Source organism: Aeromonas sp. FDAARGOS 1406 (assembly GCF_019048565.1).
GTDB classification, from domain to species: Bacteria; Pseudomonadota; Gammaproteobacteria; order Enterobacterales; family Aeromonadaceae; genus Aeromonas; species Aeromonas caviae.
Genome location: NZ_CP077378.1, coordinates 1,930,001 through 1,946,606 on the forward strand (window position 1 = coordinate 1,930,001; position 16,606 = coordinate 1,946,606).

Annotated in this window: 16 protein-coding genes; 7 read left to right on the forward strand and 9 right to left on the reverse strand. The window is 64.1% G+C overall.

Features of this window, described 5'->3' with window-relative positions:
* Positions 1 to 146 precede the first annotated feature (146 nt).
* The 3 genes from erpA to clcA form a co-directional block, all read right to left on the reverse strand.
* Entirely contained in the window at positions 147 to 497 is a 351-nt protein-coding gene (erpA, locus tag I6L36_RS09000) for an iron-sulfur cluster insertion protein ErpA (protein ID WP_010675554.1), read from the reverse strand.
* A gap of 89 nt (positions 498 to 586) precedes the next feature.
* Positions 587 to 1,279 (reverse strand): DUF6776 family protein, encoded by a 693-nt coding sequence (locus tag I6L36_RS09005; protein WP_048208328.1) that lies wholly within the window; start codon positions 1,277 to 1,279, stop codon positions 587 to 589.
* A gap of 87 nt (positions 1,280 to 1,366) precedes the next feature.
* Positions 1,367 to 2,761 carry a H(+)/Cl(-) exchange transporter ClcA gene (gene clcA / locus I6L36_RS09010; RefSeq protein ID WP_109112715.1) on the reverse strand — a complete coding sequence of 465 codons (1,395 nt, stop codon included), beginning with the start codon at positions 2,759 to 2,761 and terminating at the stop codon, positions 1,367 to 1,369.
* Between the two features lie 209 nt (positions 2,762 to 2,970).
* On the opposite strand from clcA, the gene hemL reads away from it, so the two are divergent.
* Positions 2,971 to 4,257: a glutamate-1-semialdehyde 2,1-aminomutase gene (gene hemL, locus I6L36_RS09015; RefSeq protein ID WP_010675557.1), complete on the forward strand. Its 1,287-nt coding sequence runs from the start codon at positions 2,971 to 2,973 to the stop codon at positions 4,255 to 4,257.
* Between the two features lie 200 nt (positions 4,258 to 4,457).
* Positions 4,458 to 5,270 (forward strand): hypothetical protein, encoded by an 813-nt coding sequence (locus I6L36_RS09020; RefSeq protein WP_041213869.1) that lies wholly within the window; start codon positions 4,458 to 4,460, stop codon positions 5,268 to 5,270.
* A gap of 46 nt (positions 5,271 to 5,316) precedes the next feature.
* On the opposite strand, the gene I6L36_RS09025 is transcribed toward I6L36_RS09020, so the two are convergent.
* Positions 5,317 to 6,219, reverse strand: a complete 903-nt coding sequence (locus I6L36_RS09025) for a sulfite exporter TauE/SafE family protein (RefSeq protein WP_052815229.1) — start codon at positions 6,217 to 6,219, stop codon at positions 5,317 to 5,319.
* A 259-nt stretch (positions 6,220 to 6,478) separates the two neighbouring features.
* A complete protein-coding gene (locus tag I6L36_RS09030; protein WP_109112714.1) occupies positions 6,479 to 7,162 on the reverse strand; it encodes a phosphatase PAP2 family protein in 684 nt (227 codons plus the stop codon).
* Between the two features lie 202 nt (positions 7,163 to 7,364).
* Here I6L36_RS09030 and I6L36_RS09035 point away from each other — a divergent pair, with 202 nt between their 5' ends.
* The gene (locus I6L36_RS09035; RefSeq protein WP_109112713.1) at positions 7,365 to 7,880 is read left to right on the forward strand and encodes a DUF2937 family protein; all 516 of its coding nucleotides are present in this window, start codon (positions 7,365 to 7,367) and stop codon (positions 7,878 to 7,880) included.
* A gap of 42 nt (positions 7,881 to 7,922) precedes the next feature.
* Here I6L36_RS09035 and I6L36_RS09040 read toward each other — a convergent pair whose 3' ends face one another.
* Positions 7,923 to 8,804, reverse strand: a complete 882-nt coding sequence (locus I6L36_RS09040) for a LysR family transcriptional regulator (RefSeq protein WP_109112712.1) — start codon at positions 8,802 to 8,804, stop codon at positions 7,923 to 7,925.
* Positions 8,805 to 8,961: 157 nt separating this feature from the next.
* Here I6L36_RS09040 and I6L36_RS09045 point away from each other — a divergent pair, with 157 nt between their 5' ends.
* Positions 8,962 to 9,354: a multidrug efflux SMR transporter gene (locus I6L36_RS09045; RefSeq protein WP_109112711.1), complete on the forward strand. Its 393-nt coding sequence runs from the start codon at positions 8,962 to 8,964 to the stop codon at positions 9,352 to 9,354.
* Complete coding sequence (locus I6L36_RS09050; protein ID WP_109112710.1) at positions 9,342 to 9,662, forward strand: SMR family transporter; 321 nt, start codon at positions 9,342 to 9,344, stop codon at positions 9,660 to 9,662. Before I6L36_RS09045 ends, I6L36_RS09050 begins: the two co-directional genes overlap by 13 nt.
* Positions 9,663 to 9,751: 89 nt before the next feature.
* Here the strand turns inward: I6L36_RS09050 and I6L36_RS09055 are convergent, their stop codons facing one another.
* The 3 genes from I6L36_RS09055 to hrpB form a co-directional block, all read right to left on the reverse strand.
* Positions 9,752 to 10,153, reverse strand: coding sequence for a VOC family protein (locus I6L36_RS09055; protein ID WP_010675565.1), 402 nt, complete (start codon positions 10,151 to 10,153; stop codon positions 9,752 to 9,754).
* A 42-nt stretch (positions 10,154 to 10,195) separates the two neighbouring features.
* On the reverse strand, positions 10,196 to 12,517 hold the full coding sequence (mrcB, locus tag I6L36_RS09060) for a penicillin-binding protein 1B (RefSeq protein ID WP_010675566.1): 2,322 nt from the start codon (positions 12,515 to 12,517) through the stop codon (positions 10,196 to 10,198).
* Positions 12,518 to 12,640: 123 nt separating this feature from the next.
* The gene (gene hrpB, locus I6L36_RS09065) at positions 12,641 to 15,094 is read right to left on the reverse strand and encodes an ATP-dependent helicase HrpB (RefSeq protein ID WP_134997659.1); all 2,454 of its coding nucleotides are present in this window, start codon (positions 15,092 to 15,094) and stop codon (positions 12,641 to 12,643) included.
* Between the two features lie 184 nt (positions 15,095 to 15,278).
* Between hrpB and thpR the strand changes: the two genes are divergently transcribed.
* On the forward strand, positions 15,279 to 15,824 hold the full coding sequence (thpR, locus tag I6L36_RS09070) for an RNA 2',3'-cyclic phosphodiesterase (RefSeq protein ID WP_109113003.1): 546 nt from the start codon (positions 15,279 to 15,281) through the stop codon (positions 15,822 to 15,824).
* On the forward strand, positions 15,821 to 16,564 hold the full coding sequence (gene sfsA / locus I6L36_RS09075) for a DNA/RNA nuclease SfsA (protein ID WP_109113002.1): 744 nt from the start codon (positions 15,821 to 15,823) through the stop codon (positions 16,562 to 16,564). Before thpR ends, sfsA begins: the two co-directional genes overlap by 4 nt.
* Positions 16,565 to 16,606 lie beyond the last annotated feature (42 nt).

Sequence of the window (16,606 nt, forward strand, 5' to 3'; positions counted from 1 at the left end):
TGATTCATCTAAATGAGCCCGCACACCTTCTCTATCACTACCAATCGGTACCCGTTTTCGCCACATCAAGATCTACATGCCAGCCACGCCAGGCATACAAAAATGAAAAGGGCCCCTCGGGGCCCTTCATATCACGCTGCTATAGATCAGATGGAGAAACTGGAACCGCAACCGCAGGTCGTCGTGGCGTTGGGGTTGGTCACGGTGAAACGGGAACCTTCCAGGCCTTCGGTGTAATCCACGCTGCCGCCGACCAGGTATTGCAGGCTCATGGGATCGATCACCATGGTGACGCCGCTCTTCTCGACCACGGTATCGCCATCATTGATTTTCTCGTCAAACGTGAAACCGTACTGGAAACCGGAGCAGCCCCCCCCAGTGATGTAGACCCGCAACTTGAGTTCGGGATTCTCTTCTTCGGTGATCAAGGTCTTTACCTTGTTGGCTGCCGCATCCGTCATCTGGATGGGCAAGGGGGCTTCTGCTACTGCACTCATTGCTGACCTCACAACCGTTACATCCACAAACATGGAAACCGCGAAATTATCCAATACCCGACCATTTAGTTCAAGTATTCACCACTCTCTTACTGTGCTGCCGGCAAGGGGGCTGGTTGAGCGATCAGAGGCTTGAGCACCTCGTTCCACTCAGCAACCAACTCCTGGGCCGGTTGCCGACCCTCCTTCGGGATGAGGATTCTCACCCTGTCCGGGATGAAGCCTGAGGGAAGCTGCCAATTGCCCTCCAGGAGCTGGAAGTATCGCAACGCGTAGCGTCCCTCCCCCACCTTCATGCCAAGATCCCGGCCACTGAGGATCCTGGGCTTGTCAGCCAGACTGCCTTCGAGCCGGATCTGCACCTGCCCCCGAAACAGCTCCCGCTTCTTGGCGGGTTGAGTGAGCGCCAGACGATAATGGTAGCGACCCGGCACACTCGTCTCCTGCAATGTCAGATTGTCGATGGATACCCCCACCTGTTCGCCGGTGGGACGCATGATGCGCTCGAAGAAGGCGAGCTGACGTTTCTGCTCCTGTACCTGGGCTTCCTGATCCTTGAGCGTCTGCTGAAGTTGTTCGAAGGCGGCCTTCTGGGTCGCCAGCAGGGTCTCCCTGACGCCGAGATCCGTCTTCAGTTGTGCAATGGCCTTGCTCTGACGCTCCAACGTCTCTTGCTGCACCGTCATCAGGCTGCTCTGAGCCAGCTCCTGTCTGTTCCCGACGACATAACCGATACATGCCCCCACGGCCAGCACCACCAATAACTTCACGATTTGGGACATAAGGCCTCTTCTATATGCCGACATCAACACGGCCGGTTTCTTTTCACTATACGCGACCATGCCGGATTGATACGGATAAACAAAGAGTTAACCGGTCGCGATGCTGCTTTCACCCCGGTTTTGACGCGCAGCAAGCCGTAAAGTTCGCTCCAGGATCTGGGAATAGATGGGACGCCCCCCCAACCATTGCGCCACCAGGGTTGCCCCTATGGTGGTGATCATCATGGGCAGGATCAGCTGATAGTTGTCTGTCATCTCGGTCACCAGCACGATGCCTGTAATGGGGGCACGCACGGTGGCGGCGAAGAGCGCCCCCATGCCGGCGATGGCAAAGGCGCCCGGTTCGATGCCGAGATCGGGAAATGCAGAGTGGAACAGGTGACCAAAGATCACCCCGAACAGGGTGCCCAGCGCCAGGGTCGGCGCAAAGACACCACCAGGGGCCCCCGAGCAAAAGCAGATGAGGGTACCCACCAGTCGCACCGAGAAGATGATGAAGAGCGTCGCCATCGCATAGTCTCCCCCCGTCAGATGCGGGATGAGCTCGATTCCCCCTCCAGTGACAGAAGGGGTGAACAGTGACAGCATGCCAAAGGTTCCAGCCACCCCCATGCCGATGATGACGAAGCGGTGGCGCTTGTTCTGATACAATGCCAGGTAGCCATCCTGACAGGCGAGCACCAGCTTGTTGAAGACGAACCCCAGCACGCCGAAACAGCCTCCCATGAAGAGGAACAGCCAGAGCGCCTTGAGGGCCGGGGCATCGTAGTGAGGCAGGCTGATGACCGGCGCCTGCCCCTTCATGTTCTGCAGCATCAGGGTCGCCATGACGGCCGAAATCCCGACCGCCTTGATGGCGAGGAAGGAGTAGCGAAATTGCGGTCGCATCTCTTCCATGACAAACAGTATCCCTGCCAGCGGGGCATTGAAGGCCGCAGCGAGACCACCCGCCGCACCGGCAGCCAGCAGGGCGTGGCCATGCTCCTTGGGCAACCGGAAGATATCCGCCACCATCTTGCCGAGGTTGCCCCCAATTTGCACCGAGGGCCCCTCCCGCCCCAGCACCATGCCGGAGCTCAAGGTACAGACCCCGCCAAAAAACTTCACCGGCAACACCCGCCACCAGCGTACCGGGCGCAGGTCGTCCATGGCCCCTTCAATTTCCGGGATACCGGATCCCCCCGCCTCGGGGGCAAAGGCATGAGTGAGGAAATAGCCGACCAACCCCAGCAGGGCGCTGAAACCAAAGCCGAGCAGACCGAGCTGCCACCAGGGGCGATCGGCCAGCAAGTCGACACGCTGCTGGGCCAGCCAGTGAACGCAAGACTCGAACAATCCGCACACCAGGCCTGCCAGCAGGCCGACCAGGGCCGCCAACAGGAGCACCAGCAGCGGCATCTTGTCCCGCCGTATCAGGCGCTGCAAGACTGGAGGACGACGCTGCGAGGCCGCGTCGGCGGAAGGAATGGCTTGTTGCTCCATGGATAATCACGCTCATCTAACGAGGACCAGACACACCTCGGCCTCGGCTGCCCAGCTCTGGGCCTTTCTGCTATAGTCGGCCCGTTTCATGTATCACGGGCGAGAGTCCGGGGCGAGAGCGCAAAGCATACTCCTCCCGCCATCCCCTGCCGAGCCGCAATCGGCAGCCTGCGCCCGGGTAACGACCAAAATCCCATTAAGGATGATCCATGTCAAAATCAGATCAGCTGTTTGAACAGGCCCGCCAGACCATTCCCGGTGGCGTCAACTCACCGGTCCGCGCCTTCAACGGGGTCGGCGGCACACCCCGCTTCATCGATCACGCCGATGGCGCCTACCTCTATGACGTGGACGGCCAGGCCTATGTGGATTACATCGGTTCCTGGGGCCCCATGCTGCTCGGCCACAACCACCCGGCCATCAAGGCTGCGGTCATCAAGGCGGTGGAGAAGGGACTGAGCTACGGTGCCCCGACCGAGATCGAAGTGCTGATGGCCGAGAAGGTGCGCCAGATCGTCCCCTCCATGGAGCAGGTGCGGATGGTCAACTCCGGCACCGAGGCGACCATGAGCGCCATCCGGCTGGCCCGCGGCTATACCGGTCGCGACAAGATCGTCAAGTTTGAAGGCTGCTACCACGGCCATGCCGACTCCCTGCTGGTCAAGGCCGGTTCCGGCGCCCTCACCCTGGGTCAGCCCAACAGCCCGGGCGTACCGGCCGATTTCGCCAAGCACACCTTGACCTGCGTGTTCAACGATCTGGACTCGGTGCGCGAAGCCTTTACCCAGTACGGCAGCGAGATCGCCTGTATCATCGTCGAGCCGGTCGCAGGCAACATGAACTGCATCCCGCCGGTGCCCGGCTTCCTGGAAGGGCTTCGCGCCATTTGTGACGAATTCGGCGCCCTGCTGATCCTGGACGAGGTGATGACGGGTTTTCGCGTCTCCCTGCGTGGTGCCCAGGGCCACTACAACATCGATCCGGATCTCACCACCCTCGGCAAGATCATCGGTGCCGGCATGCCGGTGGGCGCCTTCGGCGGCAAGAAGAAGGTGATGCAGCACATAGCCCCGACCGGCCCCGTCTATCAGGCCGGTACCCTCTCCGGCAACCCGGTGGCCATGGCCGCCGGCCTCACCATGCTGGACCTGCTGCTGGAGCCGGGCCTCTATGAGCAGCTGAGCGCCAAGACCGCCCGTGTCGCCGAGGGGCTGAAAGCCGCCGCCGCCAGGCACGGCATCCCGCTTGCCATCAACTACGTGGGCGGCATGTTCGGCTTCTTCTTCACCGACGAGCCCGAGATCACCCGCTACGAGCAGGTGACCCGCTGCGACATGGAACGCTTCAAGCGCTTCTATCACCTGATGCTGGAAGAGGGTGTCTATCTGGCACCGAGCGCCTACGAGGCGGGCTTCCTGTCGCTTGCCCACGGGGACAAGGAGATTGAACACACTCTGGCGGCCGCCGAGCGCAGCTTCGCCAAGCTGGCTGGCTGACAAGCCGCAAGATGTGCAGAGGGCCCCGATGGGGCCCTTTTTTGTTTGCCCGCCCCGACAAGGCACCATAGTAGTGCATCCTTAAGTCCCTCACCGGAGCCTTGCCACCTGCTGGTGCGCCGCGCCGTACACGGGCTGTCATAAATCGGGCCCACAATTTGCAGGCCCCTTCTTCAGGAGCCCATTGGACCGAGGTGTATATGGCAGAGATGAGCCCCATCGATGTGCTGCGGCGCTATCAGGAGTACGAAACCGAGCTGGCCCCCCTGCTGCTGGGGCTGCTCACCCTCCCCGAGGCGTCTCTCAAGACCTATGCCTTCGTCGAGGAGGTGAAGAGCCTGCCCCCCCAGATCAGGCCAGCCATACTGGCGCCCGTTCCGGCGGCCCAGGGGCAGCTGCGCCTGCTGGTGCAGGGCCATGGCCGGGAGCTGGAGATCAACCTGCACCAGCTGATCGCCTGGCTGATGGGGGACAGAGAGCGGCGGCGCGCCATTCCCTGGTTCAGGGCCGTCTACGTCGTCCTGAGTCTGGCCCTGTTTCTCATCGTCGGCACCCTCATCTGGCACGGGCTGGAACAGCTCTATCTGCTGCTGTGCGGCACCCAGCAGAACCGGCTCGGCGCCTTCAGCGCCATCATCTTCCTCACGCTCGCCCTGGCGGTGTTCGATCTCGGCAAGACCATCCTCGAAGAGGAGGTGCTGCTGCATAAGGACATCTTCCGCCACAGCGCCATCCGGCGCACCATTACCCGCTTTATCGCCGCCATCCTGATCGCGGTCTCCATCGAGGGGTTGCTGCTGCTGTTCAAGGGGTCCCTCGGCCAGAGCGAACTGCTCTGGCCTGCGGTGGGGGTGATGGGGTGCGCCGTGGGGTTGCTGCTGGCGCTGGGGCTCTATGTGTTTCTCGGTGCCAGGGCGGAAGCCGCACTGGTCGCCTCCAGCCAGCAGACTGCCCACTCGGAGGGGGCTGCCAGGGGCATCAGAAGACGCGCCAGGACCGGGCGAGCGGGATGACATACCAACGCGGGGTGCCCGTGCAGGCGGGCCTCGCCGACGCCAGCTAGCTCGTCGCCTCTGCCAGCGCGGGCGCTGGCTGTCGCCGCGCCGCCCGCCAGGAGGCGTACATGGTCCAGGAGGTATAGATGACGATGAAGGCCACCAGCCATTTGAGCATCTCCATCTCCATGGATTTGACCAGCATGGCCGCCAGCACCACGCCGATGGGGCCGAAGATGGCCACCGCCAGCACGGCCCGCGCATCGAAAGCCCCCTTGCGAATGAAGGTCCCCGCCGAGAAGACGCTGAGCACGGCGGTGGATCCCATCATGATGGGGAAGGCCACCAGCGGGTTCATGCCGAGCAGATAGACCAGGGTCATGCAGGGGGCGAACAGGCCGATACCGACGTTCATCAGGGCTCCGAACAGGAAGTTGCCGGCAAGGGCGATCCCCAGCTTGTAACCGCTCAGCCCCATGGCCTCGCCACCGAGGGGGAAGAGCCCGAGCAGACCGGCAAAGATGAGACCGGCGACCACCAGCAGGGAGACCGCCATTACCAGCCGGATGGTCTGGCGATCAAAGGAAGCCACGTAACGGGCGCCCCAGGCCGCACCGGCCGCCGCCGCCGCCATCATGCTGATGAGGGTGACGGGATCCACGTTGACCACGCCGATGAAGATGAGAGCCTGGGTCACGGTCGGCAGCACGCACTGGCCGTTGAGGGTACCGGGCAGCAGCCGATCATCGATCAGCCTGAACTGCTTGTAGCAGGCGGTCTTCACCGCAAAACTCCCCACCCCCAGAGTATCGAGAAAATTGGCCACAAAACCGATGGCCGCCACCGGCCAGAAAGGGGTGGCTTCGAGCTGGCCATGACGCCGTTTGTGCCACCAGGCACGGACCAGCATAAAGAGAAAGACCAGGGCACAACCGATAAACAAGAGACGCAGAAAAGTGACAAGCATGGGGAGACCTCCAACAACGGGCGGCGATTCTAAGGCAGCGGAAGGAAAAAATCCTGGCCAGGATCATGAGACGACGGGTGCAAACGTTTGGCCGCGACTATTTTGGCTGGCAGAACCCGAATGGGGCTATCCATACTGATTGGGAGGGCGACAGCCCGGGCTCATCGGGCGTAGTCCTGGTCATTTCGCGACGACCACAGCACCGGTGAGGCGTAAACGAAAGAAGGCGGGGTGACCCGCCTTCTTTTTTCATTCTCCGTCAGGCAATCCAGCGTGGCAGCCGGGGAGCCAGGCGGTCGATCAGGCGATCCGACACGGGAGTGAGCAACAGCAGCGGCAGGCAGATCAGGGAGAGGCAAAGAGCGCCCACATAGACGTCCGTCATCCAGTGCGCACCAGCCAGGATGCGGGGCGCAGAAAACAGGGGCACCATCACCACCGCAATCACCCCGGCCCAGCGCGGCAGATAGCGCAGGGCAAAACCGGCGAAGATCATCAGGAAGAGGGCGTGATCACCGGGGAAGCTGTCACCGGCGGAGTCCTTGGTGGGAATCGCACTGATCTCGGTCAGGCGCAGAGCCCCGTCCACCATCAAGGTGGGGCTGGGACGGCTGACCGGCAACAGATGCCCGAGCTGATTGATCACCAGGGCCCCCAGCAGCATCACGACCCCCATGGCCACCAGACGACGGCGCTCCTGCCCGTCGGCACGGAAGAAGCAACCGGCGAGGATCCCGCCCATGCAGGCCAGCGCGGCCAGATCGAACAGGCGGTTGTTGGTGATGGCCACCAGATCGGCCCAACGGGGGGAGTGGCCAATCCAGCCATTGACCAGCTGGAAGAGGGCGAGATCCCACCCATCCCAAGGGCCGTGCTCAGGCAGGGCGCCCCAACTGAAGGCGATGAGGCCCCCGGCCAGATAGAAAGGAATGAACTTGCTCATGCCGACGTGTCCTTCGAAAAACGCTCATTCTAGGCCAGCCGCAAGATGACTTGCATCACAAAAGTGTAAGAATTCGTGTAACAAAGGTATTCCATCGGCTCTTCTTTTGGCGCCGCCGACCGGGTGGGCAAGCGCGTCCCCTCCTTGGCTCTCCCACCGGTTGCGGCTAGTATGGGCGCTCCCTTCGTTCAGGATGATGATGATGCGCAGCTACCTTCGCATGATGTTGTTTGCCCTCGCTTTGCTGGCAGGTGTACAGATCCCCGGGCTGGTCGATCTCTACTTCCAGCGGCTGGATGCCCGGCTGCAGCAGGCCGGTCTGGCGCTGGCCCCCTTCCAGCGCACGGCAGACCAGCACTTCAATGGCGATCTGCAGGCGCTGGTCGCCCATTACGGTGCCAGCCAGGATCCCGTCTTCACCCAGGATGCCACCAGCCTCCAGCAACTGGTGAACCAGCAGCAGCACCTTCAGGGGGAGATCGCCGTGCGGGAGAGTCCCTGGTACCAGCAGCTCTCCCACCTGTTGCTGCGCGCCGATCCCGCCCTCTGGCAGGATACCCTGCACAACTACGGCTATGTGGTCCCCCTCAAACAGGCCGCCATTTTCTGCGGCGTGGCGGCGGGTCTGCTGGCCTCCCTGGCGGGGGATCTGCTGCTCGGCCTCCTGCTGCTGCCATTTCGCTCCCGCCAGCGCGTCCCCCGTCACGGCCTGCGCTGATCCCCTCTCACTGCCAACCGGGGTGCCCGCCCCGGTTGGCGGCTACTCGAAGGGTTCGAGATAGGCTTCTATGGCCTTCTTCAGCCAGGCCAGCACCTTGCCGTGATGGGCGTTCTCCGACAGATAGACTCCGTAATCGCGCCACTGCAGACTGAACTTGTGCTTCAGGGTCAGCAGCTCCCCCTGGCGCAGCTGGCTCTGGATAAGGGGTGAAGGCAGCACCGCCCAGCCCAGACCATCCAGCACCGCATCACGCATCAGTTCGAAACTCGACAACCCGATATGCGGCCCTCCGATGGGCAGCAGGCTCTTGACCGAAAACGCGTCCACATAGGAGAGAGTGACCTGGGTGTGATCGGTCAGATCCTGCTGCAACACCCGCTTCAGCCCAGCCAGCGGGTGGCTTGGCGCCACCACCATCAGGGTGCGGATCGGGTTGAGCACGTCGATGCAAAGACCGCTGCGCTCCTGTTCCTCGGTGATGAGGCCGAAGGCGGCATCCACGAACCCCTCTTCCACCAGGGCCGGCAGCTCCGGCGGTGAGGCCAGCACCAGGGAGATGCTGGTGCCCGGAAACTGGCGACGCAGCGCCCCCAGCATCTCGCGCCATACCACCTCGGGAATGGCGTCGTCCCGGGCTACCCGCAGCGCCACCTCGGCACCGGAGGCATGGTGCTCGCACTTGAGCTTCAGGCTGTTGGCGGCCTGCAACAGCCGCCGACAGTCATCCAGCACTTGCTCGCCGATTTCGGTCAGCCGGCTCTGATTCGCCCCTCGTTCGAAAAGTTCGACGCCAAGCTCCACCTCCAGGGTTGCTATCGCCGAGCTCACGGCGCTGCGACTCTTGCCAAGTCGTCTGGCGGCATTGGCTATCGAACTACTGTCCGCTGCTTCTACAAAGAGTTGTATCTGATTTAGCTTCATGGCTTCAAACTGGCGGCAGATTATTCCATCACCACCTTATCCCCTGGCCCGCCCCCAAGGCAAACAAGCAGCGACAGCTTTCTCGACGCTCAGCGATAACCTTGCCCGTTTCGGGTGCCGTTATCCTCTCTTCGTCGCAGCAACAGAAGGAAACTGCATGTCATCCCGTCCCCTGCTTTTGGCCCGCCTCTTCCTGACGGGGGCCATCCTGACCGAGGTCGCCGGCACCTCCTCCATGGCCCTGATCCCAAAGAGCGAGAGCGGCTGGATCCACTATCTGCCGATGTGGCTCCTCATCACCCTCTCCTACCTGCTGCTCGCCAAGGCCGCCAGGACAATCTCCATTGGTATCGCGTTTGCGCTGTGGGAAGGGCTGGGGATCGCCCTCATCACCGCCGTCTCCGTCCTGTTCCTCGGCTACGAGCTGAGCATCCAGGAGTGGATCGGACTGGCGCTGGCCATAGTGGGGATTGTCATGGTGACCCTGGGCGAGACCCATGATGCATCAGCCCACACCCGCCAGAGGAGGGAAACCCCATGCACCCGTTGATCATCGTACTGGGCGCCGCCCTGCTGGATATCGGCGCCAACATGGCAATCAACCGCTCCATCGGTTTTCGCGACAAGGGGTGGGGCGTCCTCGGCATTCTGCTGGTGCTCTGTGCCTTCACTCTGCTCAGCGAGGCGGTCAGTACCGGCAAGATCGATCTGGCCGTGGCCTATGCCACCTGGGGCGCCATCGGCATCCTGGGCACCGCCCTCGGGGGCCTGCTGCTGTTCGGCGAGCGCCTCAGACCCGTCGGCTGGCTCGGCATGATAGTGATGGCGGTGGCGGTCGCCCTGCTGACCACAGCATGATCCCCTCTCCAACCCCATGAAAAAAGCCGCCCTGTTCCCAGGGCGGCCTTTTCATGGTCAAACCGATCACCCAGATTGCAACAGGCAGCCTAACGCGCTGCCTCGTACAGCTCCAGCGGTAGGCCATCGGGGTCGGCGAAGAAGGTAAAGCGCTTGCCGGTCAGCTCGTCCACCCGCACCGGCTCCACTTCCACCCCGTGCTGCTCCAGGTGGGCGATGACCCGGTCGAGATCCGCTACCCGAAACGCCAGGTGGCGCAACCCGCACGCCTCCGGCCGGGAGGGGCGCGGTGGTGGCGCCGGGAAGCTGAACAGCTCCAGCTGGCTGCCGTCCGGCAGCGCCAGATCCAGCTTCCACGACTGACGCTCGGCCCGCAGGGTCTCGGCAATGATGGGCAACCCCAGCACCTGGTGATAGAAGTGGCGCGAGCGCGGATAGTCGCTGGCGATGATGGCCACGTGATGGATGGCCTCAAACAGGGGATGGGTCATGGCAATCCTTGCAAAACGGGCAGCCTGCGCTGCCCGTCTTCGTCAGTTGAAGAAACCGTTGAACCAGTTGTCCAGGGCATTCGCCGGGTCCGAGACCGGGCTGGCACAGCTCATGGGCTCGGCCAGACCGGCCAGCTTGGCCGGCACCTGGAGACTGCCGGGACAATCGCTGGCCACCCGGGCACCGCTCGAGCGGGAGAAGTTGGCCCAGCTCACCCCTTCGGGCATCTTCAGCCCCAGGCTGTTGACCCCTCGCTGGCTCATGTAGCCGCTGAACAGCTGCAAGGCGCCACTGGCACCGGTCAGCCCGGCCGGGGTGTTGTCGTCACGGCCGACCCAGACGCTCACCAGCTCGTTGTTGTCCATCCCGGCAAACCAGGAGTCTCGCAGCTCGTTGGTGGTACCGGTCTTGGCGGCCATGGTGGCCCCGGGGAACTTGGCACCGAGCGCCCGGGCCGTCCCCTGGCTCACCGTCTTGGTCATGGCGAACAGGGTCAGCCAGCTTGCCTGGGGATCCGTCACTCGCTTGGCCGCTTCGTCATGCTGGTAGAGCTGGCGCCCCTCGCCATTCACCACGGCCCGGATGGCCGACAGGGGCTGGGTCAACCCCTGGTTGGCAATGGGCAGGTACATCTGGTTCACCTCCATGGGCGAGAGGGCCACCGCCCCCAGCACCAGGGACGGATAGGGCTGGATCTCCTGCTGCACCCCCAGCTTGTGCAGGGTGTCCACCACCTTGTCCAGGCCTATCTGCATCCCGAGGTTGACGGTCGGCACGTTGAGGGAGCTGGCAAGCGCCTCCATCAGGGGCACGCTCTGGCGGAACTTGCGGTCGTAGTTCTGCGGCGTCCAGATCTGGCCATCCTGGCCGCGAATGCGGATCGGCTGATCTTTAAGCGGCGTGCCCAGGGTCAGGCCGTTGGAGAGACCGGTCAGGTAGACCGCCGGTTTGACCAGGGAGCCAATCTGACGGCGGGCATCCAGCGCCCGGTTGAAGCCGGCGTAGCGGGGATCCCGTCCCCCCACCATGGCGACCACCTCGCCCTTGTGCCAATCGGAGACCACCATGGCCGCCTCCAGCTTCTTCTTGCCACGCTGCTTCTCGATGGTGGCCAGACCCGACTCCACCGCCTGCTCGGCGGCGTGCTGGGCGATGGGATCCAGACTGGTGAAGATCTTGAGGCCGGACTGCTTGAGCAGATCCGGGCCGAAGCGGTTCTGGATCTCCCGCTTGAGCAGCCCCATGAAGGCCGGGGTACGGCCATAGCTCATCTGGCCGCGGGCGATGATGCCAAGGGGCTGCTTGCTGGCCAGGTCATACTCGGCCTGGGTCAGGCTGCCGTGATCCGCCAGCAGTTTCAGCACCAGATCCCGGCGCGCCTTGGCCCGGTCCGGGAAGCGCCAGGGATCGTAATAGGAGGGGCCCTTCACCATGCCCACCAGCAGGGCCACCTGATCGATGTCCAGCTCGTTGACCGGAATACCGAAGTAGAAGTAGGAGGCGAGCCCGAAGCCGTAAACCCCCTGGGAGAAGTTCTGCCCCAGATAGACCTCGTTGAGGTAGGCCTCCAGGATCTCGTCCTTGCTGTAGCGGTAGTCGATGAGCACCGCCATGTAGGCTTCCTGCAGTTTGCGCCACAGGCTGCGCTCACGGGTCAGGAAGAAGTTCTTGGCGAGCTGCTGGGTGAGCGTACTGCCCCCCTGCACGGTGCGACCCGCCAGCAGGTTGGCTGCCATGGCGCGCATGATGGCCACCGGCGAGACGCCGCCGTGCTGGTAGAAGTCCCTGTCTTCCGTGGTGAGCAGCGTCACCAGCAGGCTGTCCGGCACCTCGGAAAGGCGCACCAGCAGGCGGTCCTCCCGATCCTCGGTGTTGAGGCGATCGAGCAGCACCGGGTCCATCTGGGCATAGCCGAGCTGACGCTGGTTCTCCAGGGACTGGATCCCCTCGAGGCGCGCCCCGTTGAAGGTGAGACGCAGGCCACGGGCGCCGTCGGCACCGTCGTGGAACTCGAACGGCCGGCGCACCAGCTCGATGCGATTGCCGCTCACCGCGTACTCACCCGGGGTATGGGGCTGACGCACCTGCTTGTAGCTCAGCATGTTGAGCTCGCGCAGCATCTGGGTCTGGGAGAGCCGCTGGCTGGGATAGAGCTCCAGCGGGCGGCTGTAGACCATCACCGGCAACTGCCACTTCTCGCCGTCGAAGCGCTCGCGCACCTTGGTGTCGAGATAGATGCCAAACACCACCATGAAGGCCGCCACCACCAGAGAGAGCTTGAAGCCCAGCCAGAACAGGGTGCGCCAGATGGTGCGTTTGGGCGCCGCCTTCTTGGGCGTGCGCTTGCGTCGTTGGGTTGCCATAAATCCTCTTGTCGTTCTCCTCGCCATCCCGCTGATGCGAGCGGCCTGCGATGCCTGTTGTGGAGGGGGACTGTGCCACCGCCATCTTGTTCTGATCGTACCGACCGATCACTGCCCCGTCGGCTACTCCTGCAATCCCATCTTCTTCTTGGTCACCCGGGTCGGCAGCGCCTCCAGCGGGTTGTCCGGCCAGTAGTGACGGGGGTAGCGCCCCTTCATCTCTTTTTTCACCTGCTCATAGGATCCCGCCCAGAAGGCGGCGAGATCCGCGGTGATCTGCAAGGGGCGCTGGGCCGGGGAGAGCAGCTCCACCACCAGGGGCACCCGGCCATCGGCCACGCATGGGGTAGCGCCCAGCCCGAACATCTCCTGGATGCGCACCGGGATCGCCGGCGCCTGACCCGGCTGGTAGCGGATCCGTACCCGGCTGCCGGTCGGTGCGGTGAAGTGGCTCGGCAGCGCCTCGTCCAGCCGCCTTGGCAAGGGCCAGGGCAGAGACTGGCGCAGGATGTCGCTCATGTCGAGCCGCTTCAACTGCTCCAGCCGGGTCATGCCGCTCACCGCCGGCAGCAGCCACTGCTCGAGGTCGGCCAGCAGGCTCTCCTCATCCATGGCGGGCCAGGCTTCGTCGGGCAGCCAGTCGCGGGCGCAGCGCAAGCGGGCCAGCAGCCCCTCGCTGCTTTCGTCCCAGGGCAGCACGTGCAGCCCCTTGCGCCGGATGCCCTGCAGCAGGCAGCGCCCCTTCTGTTCATCGGAGAGATCCGTCAGCGGCCGCTGGCCGAGCACCAGCTCGCCGAGCACCTGCTGGCGCTCCGCACGCACCCGTTCCTCCCGATCGTCCCAGTCGAACCACTGGCGCTCGCCGACCAGCTCGGGCAGCTGGCGCACCAGTTCATCCAGCGCCACCGGCTCGGCGATGAAAATGCGGCTGCCGCGCTCGTTCTGACCCATTTCGACGGCCACGATGGCCCCCTGCCCCTGGCAGGGATGCCCTTCTACCAGATCGCAGCTCACCCCGCCACTGAGCTGATAGCGGCTGCCACTGCGCAGCTTGCCGATCCGATCGGGCCAGGCGAGGGCGCACAGCAACCCCAGCCATTGACCCTGCGGGCTGCTTGCCCGTACACCGAGCCGCTCGAACCAGCGGGCCGCTCCCTGGCGCAGGGCGCCCTGACGGCGGTGGAACAACACGGACAAGCGCTCCGATCCTCGCAGATCTTCTTCCAGCAGCGCCACCAGGAAAGCCGCATCGGCGACAATCCCTGTCAGACCCTCGGATTCCAGCTCCCGGGACCGCAGCAACATGCGGGCGAGGCGGGGATGGGTGCCGAAGGCCGCCATGGCAAGGCCTGCCGGGGTAAGTTGTTGCTCACCCTCCGGGGCCATGGCGCCCAGGGCCACCAGCAACCGCCGGGCGCTGGCCACGGCGGCAGGGGGCGGCATGTCCAGCAGGGGCAGCGCCTCCACCCGGGCCCCCCACTGGGCGGCGTCCATCAGCAGGCCGGTGAGCTCTTGCGTCAGGATGTCGGGGGGACTCTGCTCGGCGAGGCGCTCCTGCACCTCGCTGCTCCAGAGCCGGTAGCAGACGCCGGGGCCAAGCCGCCCTGCCCGCCCCGCCCGCTGGGTGGCGGAGGCTTTGGCGATGGGCCGGGTCTCCAGCCGGGTGACGCCGCTCTTGATATCGAAGGTGGCCCGCCGCTCCAGCCCGCTGTCGATGACCACGGAGATCCCCTCGATGGTGAGGGAGGTCTCCGCCACGTTGGTGGTGAGCACCAGCTTGCGACGACCCGCAGGCGCAGGCTCGATGGCCGCTTGCTGGGCCGCGAGGTCAAGACGGCCATAGAGGGGAGCCAGGGTCACATCCCCTGGCAACCGCCCTTCCAGCCACTGTGCCAGCCGCTCTATCTCCCCCTGTCCCGGCAGGAACACCAGGGCACTGCCAGCCTGACTGGCGAGCGCCTCCAGCACCACGGCGCCAACCTGGGGCTCCAGCCACTGCTGGCGATTGGCGGGGCGATAGTGGTACTCGATGGGAAAGCCGCGCCCCTCGGAGCGCACCACGGGGGCACCTGGCAGCAGGCGCTCCAGGGCCATGCCATCCAGGGTGGCGGACATCACCAGCAGCTTGAGATCATCGCGCAACCCCTGCTGGCTTTCGATGGCGAAGGCCAGCGCGGTATCGGCGTGCAGGCTGCGCTCGTGGAACTCGTCAAAGATGACGAGCGACACGCCGGTGAGCTCAGGATCCTGCTGCAGCATCCGGGTCAGCACCCCCTCGGTCACGATCTCGAGCCGGGTCTGGCTGCTGGTGCGGCTCTCCCCGCGCACTCGCAGGCCGATGCGCTCGCCCACCTTCTCCCCCAGCTGACGCGCGAGGAAGCTCGCGATGTTGCGCGCCGCGAGGCGCCTGGGCTCCAGCATGATGATGCGCCCGGGCAGCCGGTGCTGGCGCACCAGCTCCAGGGGCAGCAGGGTCGATTTGCCAGCGCCGGGGGGCGCCTGCAGGATCACGCTGGTATGGTTGTCGAGGGCTGCAAAGAGTTCGGGCAACACCGGGACGATGGGGAGGGAAGACAAAGCGATGGGCACCTTCTGTGACACTTCTGAAAAGGGGTCCATTCTGCCACAGCCTCCCGGCCATCGTAAGCGCCCCTGCCGGGCAGGGGCAGGAAGCGTCAGGTGCAACACGGCAAGACATCCCGGGAGCGGCTGCCATAGAATGGCCCTTATCCGATGCCCATCACGAGGACCAACACGCCGCATGCCCAAACTCTTCTTTGCCCTGCCCCTGCCAGAGCTTGCCCCCGAGCTTGCGACCTGGCGAGACCAGCGCCCCTGGCCCGGCCAGCCGGTACCCGAGAGCAACCTGCACCTGACCCTGGCCTTTCTCGGGGAGACCGACGAAACGACCCAGGCTCGCCTGATCGCGGCCGCCGAGCGACAGCACTGCCCCCCTTTCAGCGTCCATCTGGATCAGACCGGCTGGTTTCAGCGCGCCAAAGCCGCCTGGGTGGGGCCCGGTGAGTGGCCGAACGAGCTGACCGTGCTCGCGAGGGCACTGCGCCGCCACGGTGAAAAACTCGGGCTGGGCAACGGCGAGCAGGGCTATCGCCCCCACGTCACCCTGTCGCGCAAGGCGGGCGAGGCCCCCGGCGAGCTGCCTGCGCCGGATTTTCTGCTCAGGGCCGATCGCTTCTGCCTCTATCAATCCGTCAGCACGCCGGACGGTGTCCACTACGAACCGCTCGCCTGCTGGCCCCTGCGGGCCCGCGTCAAAGAACCGCACCGCGAGGAGCTCACCCCATGATCTTCGATCCCCCCCTGCAGTCCGGGCAGCTGATCTCACGCTACAAGCGCTTCCTGACGGATGTCGCGCTCAACAACGGCGAGGTGATCACCATCCACTGCGCCAATACAGGTGCCATGACCGGCTGCGCCCTGCCGGGCACCCGGGTCTGGTACTCCACATCCGACAACCCCAAGCGCAAGCTGCCAAACAGTTGGGAAATCGCCGAGAGCCCGGCGGGTCACTTCATCTGCGTCAACACGGCCCGTGCCAACCAGATCGCCCGGGAGCTCATCGAACAGGGCGCTCTCTCCCCCCTGGCAGGTTATGCCAGGCTGCGCACCGAAGTGAAATACGGGGAAGAGAACAGCCGCATCGACCTGCTGCTGGAAGATGACAACAGGCCGGATTGTTACATCGAGGTGAAATCCGTCACCCTGCTCGACGAGCGGGAGCAACCCGGCATGGGGTACTTCCCCGATGCGGTCACCACCCGCGGCGCCAAGCACTTGCGTGAATTGATGGCCATGAAGGCGGCAGGGCACCGGGCCGTGCTGCTGTTCATGGTATTGCACTCCGGCATCGCGAGAATGCGCCCTGCAGCCCATATCGATCCGCACTATAGTCAGCTTGTTGAACAGGCGATGGCGGCAGGGGTTGAAATTTTATGCTATCGCCCCCATGTTGGGGTGCAGGGCATGGTGGCTCAGGATTTTATCCCATTTGAATCTGACCATATGCTACCCGAGGGCAGAGAATAAATGCAGAAGTGGGTAACATTATTGATAAGGCTTGTTTGCCTC